This is a genomic window from Pseudomonas sp. LH1G9 (assembly GCF_002949975.1).
In the GTDB taxonomy this organism is placed as follows: Bacteria; Pseudomonadota; Gammaproteobacteria; order Pseudomonadales; family Pseudomonadaceae; genus Aquipseudomonas; species Aquipseudomonas veronii.
Map to the genome: position 1 here is coordinate 5766900 of NZ_CP026880.1, position 13124 is coordinate 5780023.

13 protein-coding genes are annotated in these 13124 nt (G+C 62.8%); 7 read left to right on the forward strand and 6 right to left on the reverse strand.

The window, feature by feature from the left end; all coding sequences use genetic code 11:
* Positions 1-63 precede the first annotated feature (63 nt).
* Positions 64-477, forward strand: coding sequence for a malonate transporter subunit MadL (gene madL, locus C5F70_RS26675; RefSeq protein ID WP_017844982.1), 414 nt, complete (start codon positions 64-66; stop codon positions 475-477).
* Position 478: 1 nt separating this feature from the next.
* Positions 479-1243, forward strand: a complete 765-nt coding sequence (gene madM / locus C5F70_RS26680; protein ID WP_104904309.1) for a malonate transporter subunit MadM — start codon at positions 479-481, stop codon at positions 1241-1243.
* A gap of 106 nt (positions 1244-1349) precedes the next feature.
* On the opposite strand, the gene C5F70_RS26685 is transcribed toward madM, so the two are convergent.
* Positions 1350-2270: a LysR substrate-binding domain-containing protein gene (locus tag C5F70_RS26685; protein ID WP_017844980.1), complete on the reverse strand. Its 921-nt coding sequence runs from the start codon at positions 2268-2270 to the stop codon at positions 1350-1352.
* Positions 2271-2414: 144 nt separating this feature from the next.
* Between C5F70_RS26685 and C5F70_RS26690 the strand changes: the two genes are divergently transcribed.
* Positions 2415-3032, forward strand: a complete 618-nt coding sequence (locus C5F70_RS26690) for a hemolysin III family protein (RefSeq protein WP_017844979.1) — start codon at positions 2415-2417, stop codon at positions 3030-3032.
* 128 nt (positions 3033-3160) lie between these two features.
* Here the strand turns inward: C5F70_RS26690 and C5F70_RS26695 are convergent, their stop codons facing one another.
* Complete coding sequence (locus C5F70_RS26695) at positions 3161-4063, reverse strand: LysR family transcriptional regulator (protein ID WP_057003947.1); 903 nt, start codon at positions 4061-4063, stop codon at positions 3161-3163.
* Positions 4064-4170: 107 nt separating this feature from the next.
* Between C5F70_RS26695 and C5F70_RS26700 the strand changes: the two genes are divergently transcribed.
* Positions 4171-5412: a D-amino acid dehydrogenase gene (locus C5F70_RS26700; protein WP_104904310.1), complete on the forward strand. Its 1242-nt coding sequence runs from the start codon at positions 4171-4173 to the stop codon at positions 5410-5412.
* A 27-nt stretch (positions 5413-5439) separates the two neighbouring features.
* Positions 5440-6342, forward strand: a complete 903-nt coding sequence (locus tag C5F70_RS26705; RefSeq protein ID WP_102617729.1) for a transporter substrate-binding domain-containing protein — start codon at positions 5440-5442, stop codon at positions 6340-6342.
* Between the two features lie 18 nt (positions 6343-6360).
* Here the strand turns inward: C5F70_RS26705 and C5F70_RS26710 are convergent, their stop codons facing one another.
* Positions 6361-7080: a 16S rRNA (uracil(1498)-N(3))-methyltransferase gene (locus C5F70_RS26710; RefSeq protein WP_017844975.1), complete on the reverse strand. Its 720-nt coding sequence runs from the start codon at positions 7078-7080 to the stop codon at positions 6361-6363.
* Between the two features lie 39 nt (positions 7081-7119).
* Positions 7120-8526: an adenosylmethionine--8-amino-7-oxononanoate transaminase gene (locus C5F70_RS26715; RefSeq protein ID WP_057003944.1), complete on the reverse strand. Its 1407-nt coding sequence runs from the start codon at positions 8524-8526 to the stop codon at positions 7120-7122.
* A gap of 272 nt (positions 8527-8798) precedes the next feature.
* On the opposite strand from C5F70_RS26715, the gene C5F70_RS26720 reads away from it, so the two are divergent.
* Positions 8799-9350, forward strand: a complete 552-nt coding sequence (locus tag C5F70_RS26720) for a cytochrome b (protein ID WP_017844973.1) — start codon at positions 8799-8801, stop codon at positions 9348-9350.
* Positions 9351-9382: 32 nt separating this feature from the next.
* Positions 9383-9979 carry a YceI family protein gene (locus C5F70_RS26725; protein ID WP_104904311.1) on the forward strand — a complete coding sequence of 199 codons (597 nt, stop codon included), beginning with the start codon at positions 9383-9385 and terminating at the stop codon, positions 9977-9979.
* Positions 9980-10125: 146 nt separating this feature from the next.
* Here the strand turns inward: C5F70_RS26725 and C5F70_RS26730 are convergent, their stop codons facing one another.
* Positions 10126-12036 carry a DEAD/DEAH box helicase gene (locus tag C5F70_RS26730; protein ID WP_079444860.1) on the reverse strand — a complete coding sequence of 637 codons (1911 nt, stop codon included), beginning with the start codon at positions 12034-12036 and terminating at the stop codon, positions 10126-10128.
* Positions 12037-12258: 222 nt separating this feature from the next.
* Positions 12259-13062 carry an ABC transporter substrate-binding protein gene (locus tag C5F70_RS26735; RefSeq protein ID WP_017844970.1) on the reverse strand — a complete coding sequence of 268 codons (804 nt, stop codon included), beginning with the start codon at positions 13060-13062 and terminating at the stop codon, positions 12259-12261.
* Positions 13063-13124: the final 62 nt, after the last annotated feature.

The following is a 13124-nucleotide window of genomic DNA, read 5'->3' on the forward strand; positions in this document are numbered from 1 at the left end:
ACCACCCAAGGCTTTCGAAGCACAACAACAAAAAATCGATCGAGCACTTTGAGGACAACAACAATGATTATTTACGGTGTGGCATTGCTGGCGATCTGCACGCTCGCGGGCGTGATCATGGGCGACATGCTTGGCGTGTTGCTCGGCGTCAAATCCAACGTGGGCGGGGTGGGCATCGCGATGATCCTGCTGATCTGCGCACGGCTGTGGATGCACAAACGCGGCGGCATGACCAAGGATTGCGAAATGGGCGTCGGCTTCTGGGGCGCGATGTACATCCCTGTGGTGGTGGCGATGGCCGCACAGCAAAACGTGGTCACCGCTCTGCACGGCGGCCCGGTCGCGGTGCTCGCGGCGATTGGTTCGGTGGTGGTGTGTGGTTGCACCATCGCGTTGATCAGCCGCACGCACAAGGGCGAACCGCTGCCCGATGAAGAACCGCTGATCACACCGACACCTGTCGTGGGAGGCCGCTGATATGTGGGCTCTCATTGAAAAGGGTTTGGAGCATAACGGCCTGGTCACCGCCTTTGCGTTCGTGGGCGTGGTGATGTGGATTTCCATGGTGCTGTCCAAGCGTCTGACGTTCGGGCGCGTTCACGGCTCGGCGATTGCCATCGTGATCGGCCTGGTGCTGGCCTGGGTCGGCGGCACCATGACCGGCGGGCAAAAAGGCCTGGCGGATATATCGCTGTTCTCCGGCATCGGCCTGATGGGCGGCGCGATGCTGCGCGACTTCGCCATCGTCGCCACGGCGTTTGAAGTGCAAGCCACCGAAGCGCGCAAGGCCGGGATGATCGGTGTGATTGCGCTGCTGCTGGGCACGATCCTGCCGTTTATCGTCGGTGCAAGCATGGCTTGGGTGTTCGGTTATCGCGATGCGATCAGCATGACCACCATCGGCGCCGGCGCCGTGACCTACATCGTCGGCCCGGTGACCGGTGCGGCGATCGGCGCGACCTCGGATGTGATGGCGCTGTCGATTGCCACTGGCTTGATCAAGGCGATTCTGGTGATGGTCGGCACGCCGGTTGCGGCGCGTTGGATGGGCCTGGATAACCCGCGTTCGGCGATGGTGTTCGGTGGGCTGGCCGGTACGGTGAGTGGCGTGACGGCGGGGCTGGCGGCGACGGATCGGCGCCTGGTGCCGTATGGCGCGCTGACCGCGACGTTCCACACCGGGCTTGGCTGTTTGCTCGGGCCTTCGTTGCTGTACTTCATTGTGCGAGGGTTGGTGGGCTGACTTTGGGGTGTTGCGGTGATTGGTCTGGCGCTATCGGGGGCAAGCCCCCTCCCACATTTGGAGTGCGTTTCAATGTGGGAGGGGGCTTGCCCCCGATAACGGTCTGTCAGGCTGTCACCTGCCGATTGGCATACATCCGACATTCGGCCAACAACGCCAGCAAATTCGGATCACGCTCCTTGGCCTTCAAGAACACCACCCCGATATGCTGCTGCAACCGATACCGGGGTTGCAGCGGTATCAGCTTCACGCGGTTCTCATACACCGCCGCAATCCGCCCCGGCAGCAGCGCATAACCGACCCCCGAACTGACCATGCTCAGCAGGGTGAAGATGTCATTGACCTGCATCGCCACCTTCGGCTCGAACCCCGCTTGCTTGAACACACGGTTGCCGTCCTGGTGGGTGGCGAAGCCTTGGGTGAGGGTGATGAACGTGGCGTCGCGCACGTCGGCCAGGTCGATCTGCTGGTCGCGGTCGAAGGGCGAGTCGGCGGGCGTGGCGAGGAAGATGTCGTCGGAGAACAACGCGATCTGTTCGCAATCGGGGTCGTTGGCGCGTTCGTCGAGGGAGATCAGGATCGCGTCGACTTCCATGTTCTTGAGCTTATACAGCAGGTCGAAGTTGGAGCCGAGGATCAGGTCGATGTTGAGTTCGCTGCGGCGCAGTTTCAGGCCCATGATCAGTTGCGGCACGGTTTTCACCGTCAGCGAATACAGCGAGCCGAGCTTGAAGCGTTCGGCGGAGAAGCCGGCGGCTTCACGGGTCAGGCGGATGCTGTCGACTGCGTCCTGCACCAGCTTTTGTGCGCGCTCTTCGAGCACGTAGGCGCTTTCCAGCGGGGTGAGGTTGCGGCCTTCATGCTTGAACAGCGGGCAGCGCAGGGCGTTCTCCAGGGAGTGGATGGCGCGGTGTACGCTGACGTTGCTGGTTTGCAGCTCGGCAGCGGCGCGGGCTAGGTTGCCGGTACGCATGAAGGCCAGGAAGATTTCCAGTTTTTTGAGGGTGAACTCTTCGTCGATCAACATGGCCGTGGCTCTTGTTCGAATGCTGCCGATTGTGCCCGCAAAACCGTGCGGCGTCGCCGGAACGTCATAAGGCCCTTGCACTCTTATGCGCAAGGCGGGACGCTTGTCAGCCAGCGGTCAACGGTTACGGGAGGTCAGTGACAGATGTACCACGGGGAACGATTCAACGCCTGGAGCCATTTGCTCGGTGCAGTCGCGGCGTGTGTGGGCGCGGTGTGGATGTTGGTGGTGGCGAGCCTGGACGGCAGCCCCTGGAAGATTGTCAGCGTGGCGATTTATGGGTTTACGTTGATGGTGCTGTACAGCGCGTCGACGGTGTATCACAGCGTGCAGGGGCGGCGAAAAGCGATCATGCAGAAGGTCGATCACTTTTCGATCTACCTGTTGATCGCCGGCAGTTACACGCCGTTTTGCCTGGTCAGTTTAAGAGGGCCGTGGGGCTGGACGTTGTTCGGGATCGTGTGGGGGCTGGCGGTGATCGGCATTCTGCAGGAGATCAAACCGCGTTCTGAAGCACGGGTTCTGTCGATCGTGATCTATGCGGTGATGGGCTGGATCGTGCTGGTGGCGGTCAAGCCGCTGATCGCCGCGCTGGGCACGGCGGGGTTTATCTGGCTGGCGGCGGGCGGGGTGTTGTACACCGTCGGCATTATCTTTTTTGCCCTGGAGGACCGCCTGCGGCATTCCCATGGGATCTGGCATCTGTTTGTGATCGGCGGCAGTTTGCTGCATTTCGTGGCGATCATGCATTACGTGCTCTAACGCACGACGCGGTCTAAAAAATGTGGGAGGGGGCTTGCCCCCGATGGCGGTGTGTCAGTTGGCAAATATGCTGGCTGAACCACAGCCATCGGGGGCAAGCCCCCTCCCACATGGAGTCCTCGGCGTTCTCACAGGCGTTCGAGCAGCTCCCGGGCACGTTCACCGAAGATCTGCAGCAGGTTGGCCAACATGTGCGGCGGCGGTTCGTCGGCGCGGGTCAGGGCGTACAGGGTGATCGGCAGCGGCGGTGTGAGCGTGCGGATGCAGGTGGTCGCCGTCGACGCGCCGAGGGCGGTGAAGGGGTCGATGACGGTCAGGCCGGCGCCGGATTCCACCATCGCACGAGCCAGGGAGTAGGTCTGCACCGAGAGGCTCACCCGTGGTGGCGGGTCGACTTTCTCCAGGTAACTGTCGAGCTTTGCCGCCAATGGGTCGGCGCTGGACAGGCCAATCAACGGCGCTCCCGCCAGCTCCGCCAACGGCAGCGGCTGGTGGGTTTGCGCGTCGCTCCAATAGCCCTTGGACGCCAGCGCGACCAAGGCTCCGTTGGCCAGCACTTGGGTGGTGAGCCCCGGGTGGCCGGCGAAGTTGAGGGTCAGCGCCAGGTCGATTTCGCGCATCAACAGCTTCTGCACCAACTCGCGGCTATGGTCGCTGGACAGTTCGCAGGCGATGTCCGGGTAAGCGCGCTTCCACTGCAGAATCGCCGGTGGCAGCAACGACAGCGCCAGCGCCGGGATCGCACCGATCCGCACACTCTGCGCCGGCGACCGGCGCAGACTCTTGGCCAGGCGCCTTACGCCTTGCAGGCTTTCGCTGACTTTCTCGACTTCGCGTTCCAACGCCAGGGCTTCCGGCGTGGGCTGCAATTTGCCGCGCACGCGCAGAAACAGCGGGAAGCCCAGTTGCAACTCGGCGTGCTGCAACACTTTGCTCACCGCCGGCTGCGAGACGTGCAGCAATTGCGCGGCGGCGCTGATGGAGCCGGTCTGGCGGATGGCCTGGAAGATTTCGATATGACGCAAGCGCATGGCGAGTCCATAACCTTTGCTTATAGGTGACCCATCTTTATTCATTGTCGCGGGCCTGTCACCTGCCCCTACGCTTGAGCCGTCTTATTCAACGGCGAGGAGCGGGGATGGCCAGGCAGGTTTGTATCATCGGGGGTGGGGTCATCGGCCTGGCAAGCGCCTACGCGCTGGTGCGCGCCGGGCATGACGTGACGCTGATCGACGCGCGCGACACCCTGGGCCGCGAAACCAGTTTCGCCAACGGTGGGCAGTTGTCGTATCGCTACGTTGCGCCGCTGGCCGATGCCGGGGTGCCGCTGCAAGCGCTTGGCTGGCTGCTGCGCGGTGATTCGCCATTGAAGCTGCGCCCGCGCCTCGACCCGCAGCAATGGCGCTGGATGGCGGCATTCCTCGGTGCCTGCCGTGGCTCGGTGAACCGGCGCAATGCCGCCCACTTGCTGCGCCTGGCGAGCCTGAGCCAGGCCACCTTGCAGCAGTGGCGCGAGGATGATCGCCTGGACGGCTTCGACTGGCGGCGCAACGGCAAGCTGGTGACGTTTCGCAACGCCGACACCTTCGAGCATGCGCGCCGCAAGGTCACGGATATCCTGCAACAGCAGGTGCTGTCGGCGGCCGATTGCACTCGCCTGGAGCCGGCGCTGGCGAGCGGTGGTTTTGTCGGTGGGATCTACACGCCGAACGAGGAAGTGGCCGATTGTCACGCCTTCTGCCAACGCCTGGCGGCGCGCCTGCAAGCGTCGGGGCATTGTCGCTTCTTGCTGGGGCGCAAGGTCACCGGGATCCGTCACAGCGCCGGTGCGGTGCAGGCCATCGAGTTGGGCGAGGAGGTGATGCCGATCGAGCAACTGGTCCTCGCCGCCGGGCATCGCAGCGCTGAGTTGGGGTTGCCGGGGCTGGCGCTGCCGCTGTATCCGCTCAAGGGCTACAGCCTGAGCGTGCCGATTGGCGCGCAGCATCGGGCGCCGAATGTGAGCATCACCGACTACGACCGCAAGATCGTGTACGCCCGGATCGGCGAGCAATTGCGGGTGGCGGCGATGGTCGATATCGTCGGTTTCGACGCCGGCCTCGAGCCCAAGCGGCTCGCGTTGATCAGGCGCCAGGCGGTCGAGACATTCCCCTTGGCCGGCGACTACGCCCATGCGGTCGAATGGGCCGGCATGCGTCCCGCCACGCCGACCGGGGTGCCGCTGATCGGCGCCAGTGCCTATCGCAACCTGTGGCTGAACCTGGGCCACGGCGCGCTCGGTTTTACCCTGGCCTGCGGCAGCGGCCAACTGCTGGCCGAACTGATCGGCCAGCACCTGCCATCGATTGATATGCAGGGCCTGGCGCCCCGCGCCGCTTGAATCGTCACACACCAACGGAGAATAACAATGAGAAAAATCCTGTTGACCGGTTGCACCCTGGGGCTTTTGTTCGGCGCGCCGGTTCAGGCGAATGAACCGCCGGCAGAGGGCACGTTGAGTAAGATCGCCAGCACCAAGTCCATCACCTTGGGTTATCGCGATGCGTCGGTGCCGTTTTCCTACGTGGGCGACCAGAGCGGCAAGCCCATGGGCTATTCGGTGGACCTGGCCAACAAGATTGTCGAGCGCATCCAGCAGAAAACCGGGGTGGCCAACCTTAGCGTGAAGTACAACCTGGTGACTTCCCAGACCCGTATCCCGCTGGTGCAGAACGGCACCGTCGACCTGGAGTGCGGTTCTACCGGAGTGACCGCCGAGCGGCAGAAGCAGGTGGCGTTTTCCTACGGCTTCATCTACGTGAAGGGGCAACTGCTGACGGCGAAAGACAGCGGCATCCAAGGCTTCGCCGACCTCAAGGGCAAGAACGTGGTGACGACCGCCGGCACCACCAACGAACGCTTTCTCAAAAGTTACAACGCTGAGCACAACGGCAACCTGTCGGTGATCAGCGCCAAGGACCACGGCGAAGCCTTCAAGATGCTCGAGACCGGCCGCGCAGCCGCGTTCTATATGGACGATGCGTTGCTCTACGGCGAGCGCGCCAAGGCCAGGGACCCGCATCGCTGGGTGGTGGTGGGCGAGGAGCAGTCGCGGGAAATCTACAGCTGCATGGTGCGCAAGGACGATCCGCAGTTTCTCGCGGTGGTCAACGACACCTTGGGCGATCTGTACCGTACCGGTGAGATCAACGGGATTTACCGGCGCTGGTTTGAACAGCCGATCCCACCGAAGGGCCTGAACCTGGAGTTTCCGATGACCGCCGAGTTGAAGGCGATCTTCGCCACCCCGGTCAGCGACCCGGTGGAATAAACCCGCTCCTCGGGCCGGTCAGAAGTCGCCCCACAGTTGTTGGGCGACGGCCAGCGCGACGACCGGCGCGGTTTCGGTGCGCAACACGCGCGGGCCGAGGCGGGCGGCGTGGAAGCCGGCGTCTTGGGCGGTGTCGACTTCAGGGTCGGTCAAGCCGCCTTCGGGCCCGATCAGGAACGCCAGGCTCGATGGCTTGGCATGGCTGACCATCGGCTCGGCCACCGGGTGCAGCACCAGCTTCAGGTCCGCCTCGGTCTGCTTCAGCCAATCGGCCAGTAGCAGCGGTGGATGAATCACCGGCACCGTCGAGCGCCCGCATTGCTCGCAGGCGCTGATTGCCACCTGGCGCCAGTGCAGCAGGCGTTTGTCGGCGCGTTCGTCCTTGAGGCGCACTTCGCAGCGTTCGCTGAAAATCGGCGTGATGGCGTTGACGCCCAGTTCGGTGGCTTTCTGAATCGCCCAATCCATCCGCTCGCCGCGGGACAGGCCCTGGCCGAGGTGAATGTGCAGCGGCGATTCGGCCTGCCCGGCGAATTGCTCGGTCAGTTGCACGCTGACGTGTTTTTTACCGACCTCCAGCAACGTGCCGCGAAACTCCTGGCCGGAACCGTCGAACAGTTGCACGGCATCGCCTTCGCCCATGCGCAGCACGCGGCTGATGTAGTGCGCCTGGGCTTCAGGCAATTCGTGATCGCCGAGGCTCAGCGGGGTGTCGGTGAAAAAGCGGGACAGTCTCATGTCTGTTCTCTGGAAAAAATACAAAGCTTGAAGGGCAAATCAACCTGGATCGCGAAAGCCTGGGTGGAAGTCTTTGGGCACGGCAACGCTCACCTTGCTGTTGGTGGCGATATCGATCCCTTCGCTGGCCACTTCCGCCAAAAAGTCGATCTGCTCCGGCGTAATCACATACGGCGGCAGGAAGTACACCACGCTGCCCAACGGCCGCAGCAGCGCGCCGCGCGCCAGGGCGTGCTCGAACACCTTCAGGCCACGGCGTTCCTGCCAGGGGTAGGCGGTCTTGGTGGCTTTGTCCTGGACCATCTCGATGGCCAGCACCATGCCGGTCTGGCGCACTTCCGACACATGGGGGTGGTCCGCCAGGTGCGCGGTGGCCGTGGCCATGCGCTGGGCCAGGGCCTTGTTGTTTTCGATGACGTTGTCTTCTTCGAAAATATCCAGGGTCGCCAGGGCCGCTGCGCACGCCAGCGGGTTGCCGGTGTAGCTGTGGGAATGCAGGAAGGCGCGCAGGGTCGGGTAGTCGTCGTAGAAGGCGCTGTAGACATCTTCGGTGGTGACCACCGCCGCCAGCGGCAGGTAGCCGCCGGTGAGGGCCTTGGACAGGCACAGGAAGTCCGGGCGGATGCCGGCCTGTTCGCAGGCGAACATGCTGCCGGTGCGGCCGAAGCCCACGGCGATTTCGTCGTGGATCAGGTGTACGCCGTAGCGGTCGCAGGCTTCGCGCAGCAGCTTGAGGTATACCGGGTGGTACATACGCATGCCGCCGGCGCCCTGGATCAGCGGTTCGACGATTACGGCGGCGACTGTGTCGTGGTTGTCCGCCAGGGTCTGTTCCATGGCCAGGAACATGTTGCGCGAGTGTTCTTCCCAGCTCATGCCCTCGGGGCGCAGGTAGCAGTCCGGGCTTGGCACCTTGATGGTGTCGAGCAGCAGCGCTTTGTAGGTTTCGGTGAACAGCGGCACGTCGCCCACCGACATCGCGGCGATGGTTTCGCCGTGGTAGCTGTTGGTCAGGGTGACGAAGCGTTTTTTGTTCGGCAGGCCGCGGTTGAGCCAATAGTGAAAGCTCATCTTCAACGCGACTTCGATGCACGACGAACCGTTATCGGCGTAGAAGCACCGGGTCAGGCCTGCGGGCGTCATCGCCACCAGGCGCTCGGACAGTTCGATCACCGGCTGGTGGCTGAAACCGGCGAGGATCACGTGTTCCAGCTGGTCGACCTGGTCTTTGATGCGTTGGTTGATGCGCGGGTTGGCGTGGCCGAACACGTTGACCCACCAGGAGCTGACGGCGTCGAGGTAGCGCTTGCCTTCGAAGTCTTCCAGCCACACGCCTTCACCGCGCTTGATCGGGATCAGCGGCAGTTGCTGGTGGTCTTTCATCTGGGTGCAGGGATGCCACAGCACCGCAAGGTCGCGTTGCATCCACTGGTTGTTCAAGCCCATCGTCTATCTCCTCGAAGCGGTCCTGCGCCCGGCGCAGGTGAAACAATCGCGCAAGCCTATGCAATGGAGGCCCGTGTCACAAGCCATTGTGGGGCAATTCGCAGTAAACACAGGACGGTCTGTCACGTTTCTTAGGAATAGTCTTAATCCCTCGTTAACGTATTTTGCCTAGGCTTATGATCATATTTCTCGATATTTCAAAGCAAAAAATTGCGCTTTAATTCGATAGGTAAATCGTTAGTCTTGAGCACAGTTCTTACGGGATTAAGTACATGCAGCTACGTAACTCACCAGCCCGCTACGGCTGGGTCAGCATGGTATTGCACTGGGGCGTGGCCCTGGTGGTGTTTGGTCTGTTCGCCCTGGGCTTGTGGATGGTCGGTCTCGACTACTACAGCGCATGGCGCAAAGACGCGCCGGATCTGCACAAAAGCATAGGCATCACGCTGTTCGCCATCATGCTGGTGCGTATCGTCTGGCGCCTGATCAGCCCGCCGCCACCGGCGCTGGCCAGCTACAGCCGGCTGACGCGGATCGGTGCTGCATTTGGCCATGGGTTCCTTTATGTCGGCTTGTTTGCCGTGATGATCGCCGGTTACCTGATTTCCACCGCGGACGGTGTGGGTATCCCGGTGTTTGGCCTGTTTGAGATTCCTGCCTTGGTTTCCGGCTTGCCGGACCAGGCAGACACCGCAGGCGTGGTGCATCTGTACCTCGCCTGGGTGCTGGTGGTTTTCGCCGGCCTGCACGGCGTGGCCGCGTTGAAACACCACTTTATCGATCGTGATGCGACCCTCACGCGAATGCTGGGGCGCAAAGCCTGATGTTCAACCTCGACTCACAAGGAATAGAAAGCATGTTGAAAAAGACACTCGCTGCTCTGGCAATCGGTTCTGCTCTGCTGTCCGCAGGCCAGGTGATGGCCGCTGACTATGTTGTCGACAAAGAAGGCCAGCACGCCTTCGTCGACTTCAAGATCAGCCACTTGGGCTACAGCTTCATCACCGGTACGTTCAAGGACCTGGACGGCAAGTTCAGCTTCGATGCCGCCAAGCCTGAAGACAGCAAGATTGAGTTCAACGTCCGCACCGCCAGCGTGTTCACCAACCACGCTGAACGTGACAAGCACATCTCCAGCAAAGACTTCCTGGACGTTGGCAAGTTTGCCGATGCCAAGTTCGTCTCCACCAGTGTTAAAACCACCGGTAAGAATGCTGCGGGCCAAGTCACTGCCGACGTGACCGGTGACCTGACCCTGCACGGCGTGACCAAGCCGATCGTCGTCAAGGCCACCTTCCTGGGTGAAGGCAAGGATCCATGGGGCGGCTACCGTGCCGGTTTTGAAGGCATCACCAGCTTCAATCGCCAAGACTTCGGCAAGCAGATGGACCTGGGCCCAGCGTCCAACAATGTTGAGCTGTACGTGACGTTTGAAGGTGTGAAAGCGAAGTAACGCTTCACTTGTTGGAGCGAGCTTGCTCGCGAAAAACGTAGAGACACCGCGTTTTTTCAGGCTGCCAGCGTTATCGTTGACGACCTTCGCGAGCAAGCTCGCTCCTACAGGCAAAAAAACCCGTATCTCGCGATACGGGTTTTTTTTTATGCTTCGCGGTTGCGGGTCAGCAGCGCTGGTTTTTCACCACGAGGACGGCCTGGCAACTGATCCAGTTGCTCCGGTGTCGGGAAGCGGTCGGCTTTCGACTCCTTGTGGATGATCTTCGGCGCAGGGCCGCCGCGCGGGTTCTGCACCGCTGGCTCGGACAAGCGTGGCTGGTCGTCACGGGCCGGGCGGCGGTTGTTGCTGCGCGAGTCTTCGCGACGCGCCTGGCCATCACGCGGTGCGCCGTTACGCGGGCCGCTGCGCTTGGCCGGTGGCGTACCGGTGGTGCCGCCGCTGCTGTTGCGCGGGCCGTTCTGACGCGCGCCCTGTGGCTGGCCGCCACGCGGTGCGCCAGTGCCAGCGCCCGGAGCCGGAGCGCCTGGACGACGGCCACGGCCCTGGGCCGGTTTGGCCTGGGGCACGTAGTCGACGCGGTTACCGAAGTTATCCACATCGTCGTCGAGGAACTCGTCCGGCGCGCGGTCGGCGCTGGCGCGTGGCGGCTGGCTTGGCTGGCTTGGCTGGCTCGGCTGACGCTGTTCGCGGGCCGGGGTGCCTTCGCGGGGCTTCTGCTCGCGGGCCGGGCGTTCGCCACGGCCGTTGGTCGGCGCTTTTTCCTTGCCGCCCTTGTCCTTGCCCTTGTCGCGACGACCGCCACCACCACCGCCGCCGTTCGGGCCATCGCCCTTCGGACCGCGTGGGTTGCGTGGGTTACGCACGTCCGGACGCTCGCGCACCTCAGGCTTCTCGGCCTCAACGGTGCTGGCATCGAAGCCCATCAGGTCGCCGTCGGCGATTTTCTGCTTGGTCATGCGCTCGATGCTTTTCAGCAGTTTTTCTTCGTCCGGCGCAACCAGGGAGATGGCTTCGCCCGAACGACCGGCACGGCCGGTACGGCCGATACGGTGTACGTAGTCTTCGTCGACGTTAGGCAGCTCGAAGTTGACCACGTGCGGCAGTTGGTCGATATCCAGGCCGCGTGCGGCGATATCGGTGGCCACCAGGATGCGTACTTCACCGGCCTTGAAGTCGGCCAGCGCTTTGGTGCGCGCGTTCTGGCTCTTGTTGCCGTGGATGGCGACGGCGGTGAGGCCGTGCTTGTCCAGGTACTCGGCCAGGCGGTTGGCGCCGTGCTTGGTGCGGGTGAACACCAGCACTTGTTCCCACGCGCCGTGGGTGATCAGGTGCGCCAGCAACGAACGCTTGTGGCTGGCGGCCAGGCGGAACACGCGTTGTTCGATACGCTCGACCGTGGTGTTCGGCGGCGTGACCTCGATGCGCTCCGGGTTGTGCAGCAACTTGCCGGCCAGGGCGGTGATGTCGTTGGAGAACGTTGCCGAGAACAGCAGGTTCTGACGTTTGGCCGGCAGGCGGGCGAGGACCTTTTTCACGTCATGGACAAAGCCCATGTCGAGCATGCGGTCGGCTTCGTCGAGCACGAGGATTTCCACGTGGGACAAATCGACGCTGCCTTGGCCGCACAGGTCGAGCAGGCGACCCGGGCAGGCGACGAGGACGTCAACGCCACGGGACATGGCCTGAACCTGTGGGTTCATGCCGACGCCGCCGAAGATGCAGGCGCTGACGAACTTCAGGTCGCGGGCATACAGCTTGAAGCTGTCGTGCACTTGGGCGGCGAGTTCGCGGGTAGGGGTCAGGACCAGTACGCGCGGTTGGCGCGGGCCATGACGCTGGGACTTGTCCGGGTGACCATTGGGGAACAACCGCTCCAGAATCGGGAGGGCGAAGCCGCCGGTTTTACCAGTACCTGTCTGAGCCGCAACCATCAGGTCGCGACCTTGCAACACGGCGGGAATAGCCCGCTGTTGCACCGGAGTAGGCTCGGTATAGCCCGCTGCCTCGATGGCGCGGACTAAAGCCTCGGAGAGACCGAGGGAAGCAAAGGACATGAGTAATCCTGTTTTAGTTAGGGCTTGGCCCAAAGGGATAATCTTGCCGGGCGTGAATGGCGCTTAGGGGAGCGCAACCCCGTCCGGTCCTGCTGCGTCTGGCGGACACTCCAATGGCTCGCGCGGGCCGCAAAGCTGCGCAGTAGCTGGGTTGGGTGTCTTTTTCAAGACCTCAGCGGCCGGGCGTAAGCCTGGCGGGAAGGTCCGAGTATAACAGAGCAATCACCGCGCGCTGCTTTCCTGCTGCTCAACGGTGTGTTCGTGCAGTGTAATCGGCGCCGCTGCGCTTTGAATACCACCATATTTGGCGCTCAAGGCGGCGTAGGCCGGCTCTTGCTTGAAACGCTTGAGTTCGGCGGCAAAGCGCTGCACCAGCAGGTCCATGCCCGCGCCACGGCGCACGGCAAGGAACTGCTGCTGGCGGCGGATCACGGCGGGCGCCTGGCTGACCTGGCCTTCCAGGCCCAAGGCCGCGATCACATGCTGGCCGACCCTGCGGTCAGTCACCAGCAGATCGATGCGGCCAAGCAGCAATTTGCCGAAGTTCGCTTCATGACTCGGCGCCGGCTCGCGTTGGAACACGCTGGACTCACTGAATTCGGCGCCGTACAGGTAACCCGGCGAGGTGCCCACGGTCAGCCCGCGCAACTCGTCGAGGGTCTGGACCGGGTGGGGCCGCTCATTGGCGTAGAACAGCACGAACTCCACTTCCGACAGCGGTTCGCTGGGGTACAGCAGCAGGGCATCGCGCTCATGGCTGTGGAAAATGTCCAGCGCGCCGTCGGCGTGGCCTTGTTCGAGCATCGCCAGGCAGCGTTTCCACGGCAGGAATTGCCACTGCACATCGACGCCCAGGCGCTGGAACACGATCACCGTGGTTTCATAGTCCAGCCCGCGCATCGTGCCGTTGTCGTCATACACGTAAGGCGCCCACGGTTCGGTGACGATGCGCAATTTCTCGCCGTGAGCGGCCAGGCTCAGGCAAGTAAAAAGAGTCGCAGTCAACAGCTTCAGAAGGGCGGACATGGCCTGAGGTTACGATGCTCCTGAATGAAAGAGAAGCTCTGGCACGCGCATCTGCAAGGATC

Excerpts from the sequence above, each read along its gene's own strand:
- C5F70_RS26700 (WP_104904310.1), top strand. The coding sequence starts at position 4,171 with ATGGCCAGGCAGGTTTGTATCATCGGGGGTGGGGTCATCGGCCTGGCA.
- madL (WP_017844982.1), top strand. The coding sequence starts at position 64 with ATGATTATTTACGGTGTGGCATTGCTGGCGATCTGCACGCTCGCGGGC.
- C5F70_RS26690 (WP_017844979.1), top strand. The coding sequence starts at position 2,415 with ATGTACCACGGGGAACGATTCAACGCCTGGAGCCATTTGCTCGGTGCA.
- C5F70_RS26695 (WP_057003947.1), bottom strand. The coding sequence starts at position 4,063 with ATGCGCTTGCGTCATATCGAAATCTTCCAGGCCATCCGCCAGACCGGC.
- C5F70_RS26710 (WP_017844975.1), bottom strand. The coding sequence starts at position 7,080 with ATGAGACTGTCCCGCTTTTTCACCGACACCCCGCTGAGCCTCGGCGAT.
- madM (WP_104904309.1), top strand. The coding sequence starts at position 479 with ATGTGGGCTCTCATTGAAAAGGGTTTGGAGCATAACGGCCTGGTCACC.
- C5F70_RS26685 (WP_017844980.1), bottom strand. The coding sequence starts at position 2,270 with ATGTTGATCGACGAAGAGTTCACCCTCAAAAAACTGGAAATCTTCCTG.
- C5F70_RS26705 (WP_102617729.1), top strand. The coding sequence starts at position 5,440 with ATGAGAAAAATCCTGTTGACCGGTTGCACCCTGGGGCTTTTGTTCGGC.
- C5F70_RS26720 (WP_017844973.1), top strand. The coding sequence starts at position 8,799 with ATGCAGCTACGTAACTCACCAGCCCGCTACGGCTGGGTCAGCATGGTA.
- C5F70_RS26725 (WP_104904311.1), top strand. The coding sequence starts at position 9,383 with ATGTTGAAAAAGACACTCGCTGCTCTGGCAATCGGTTCTGCTCTGCTG.
- C5F70_RS26715 (WP_057003944.1), bottom strand. The coding sequence starts at position 8,526 with ATGGGCTTGAACAACCAGTGGATGCAACGCGACCTTGCGGTGCTGTGG.
- C5F70_RS26730 (WP_079444860.1), bottom strand. The coding sequence starts at position 12,036 with ATGTCCTTTGCTTCCCTCGGTCTCTCCGAGGCTTTAGTCCGCGCCATC.
- C5F70_RS26735 (WP_017844970.1), bottom strand. The coding sequence starts at position 13,062 with ATGTCCGCCCTTCTGAAGCTGTTGACTGCGACTCTTTTTACTTGCCTG.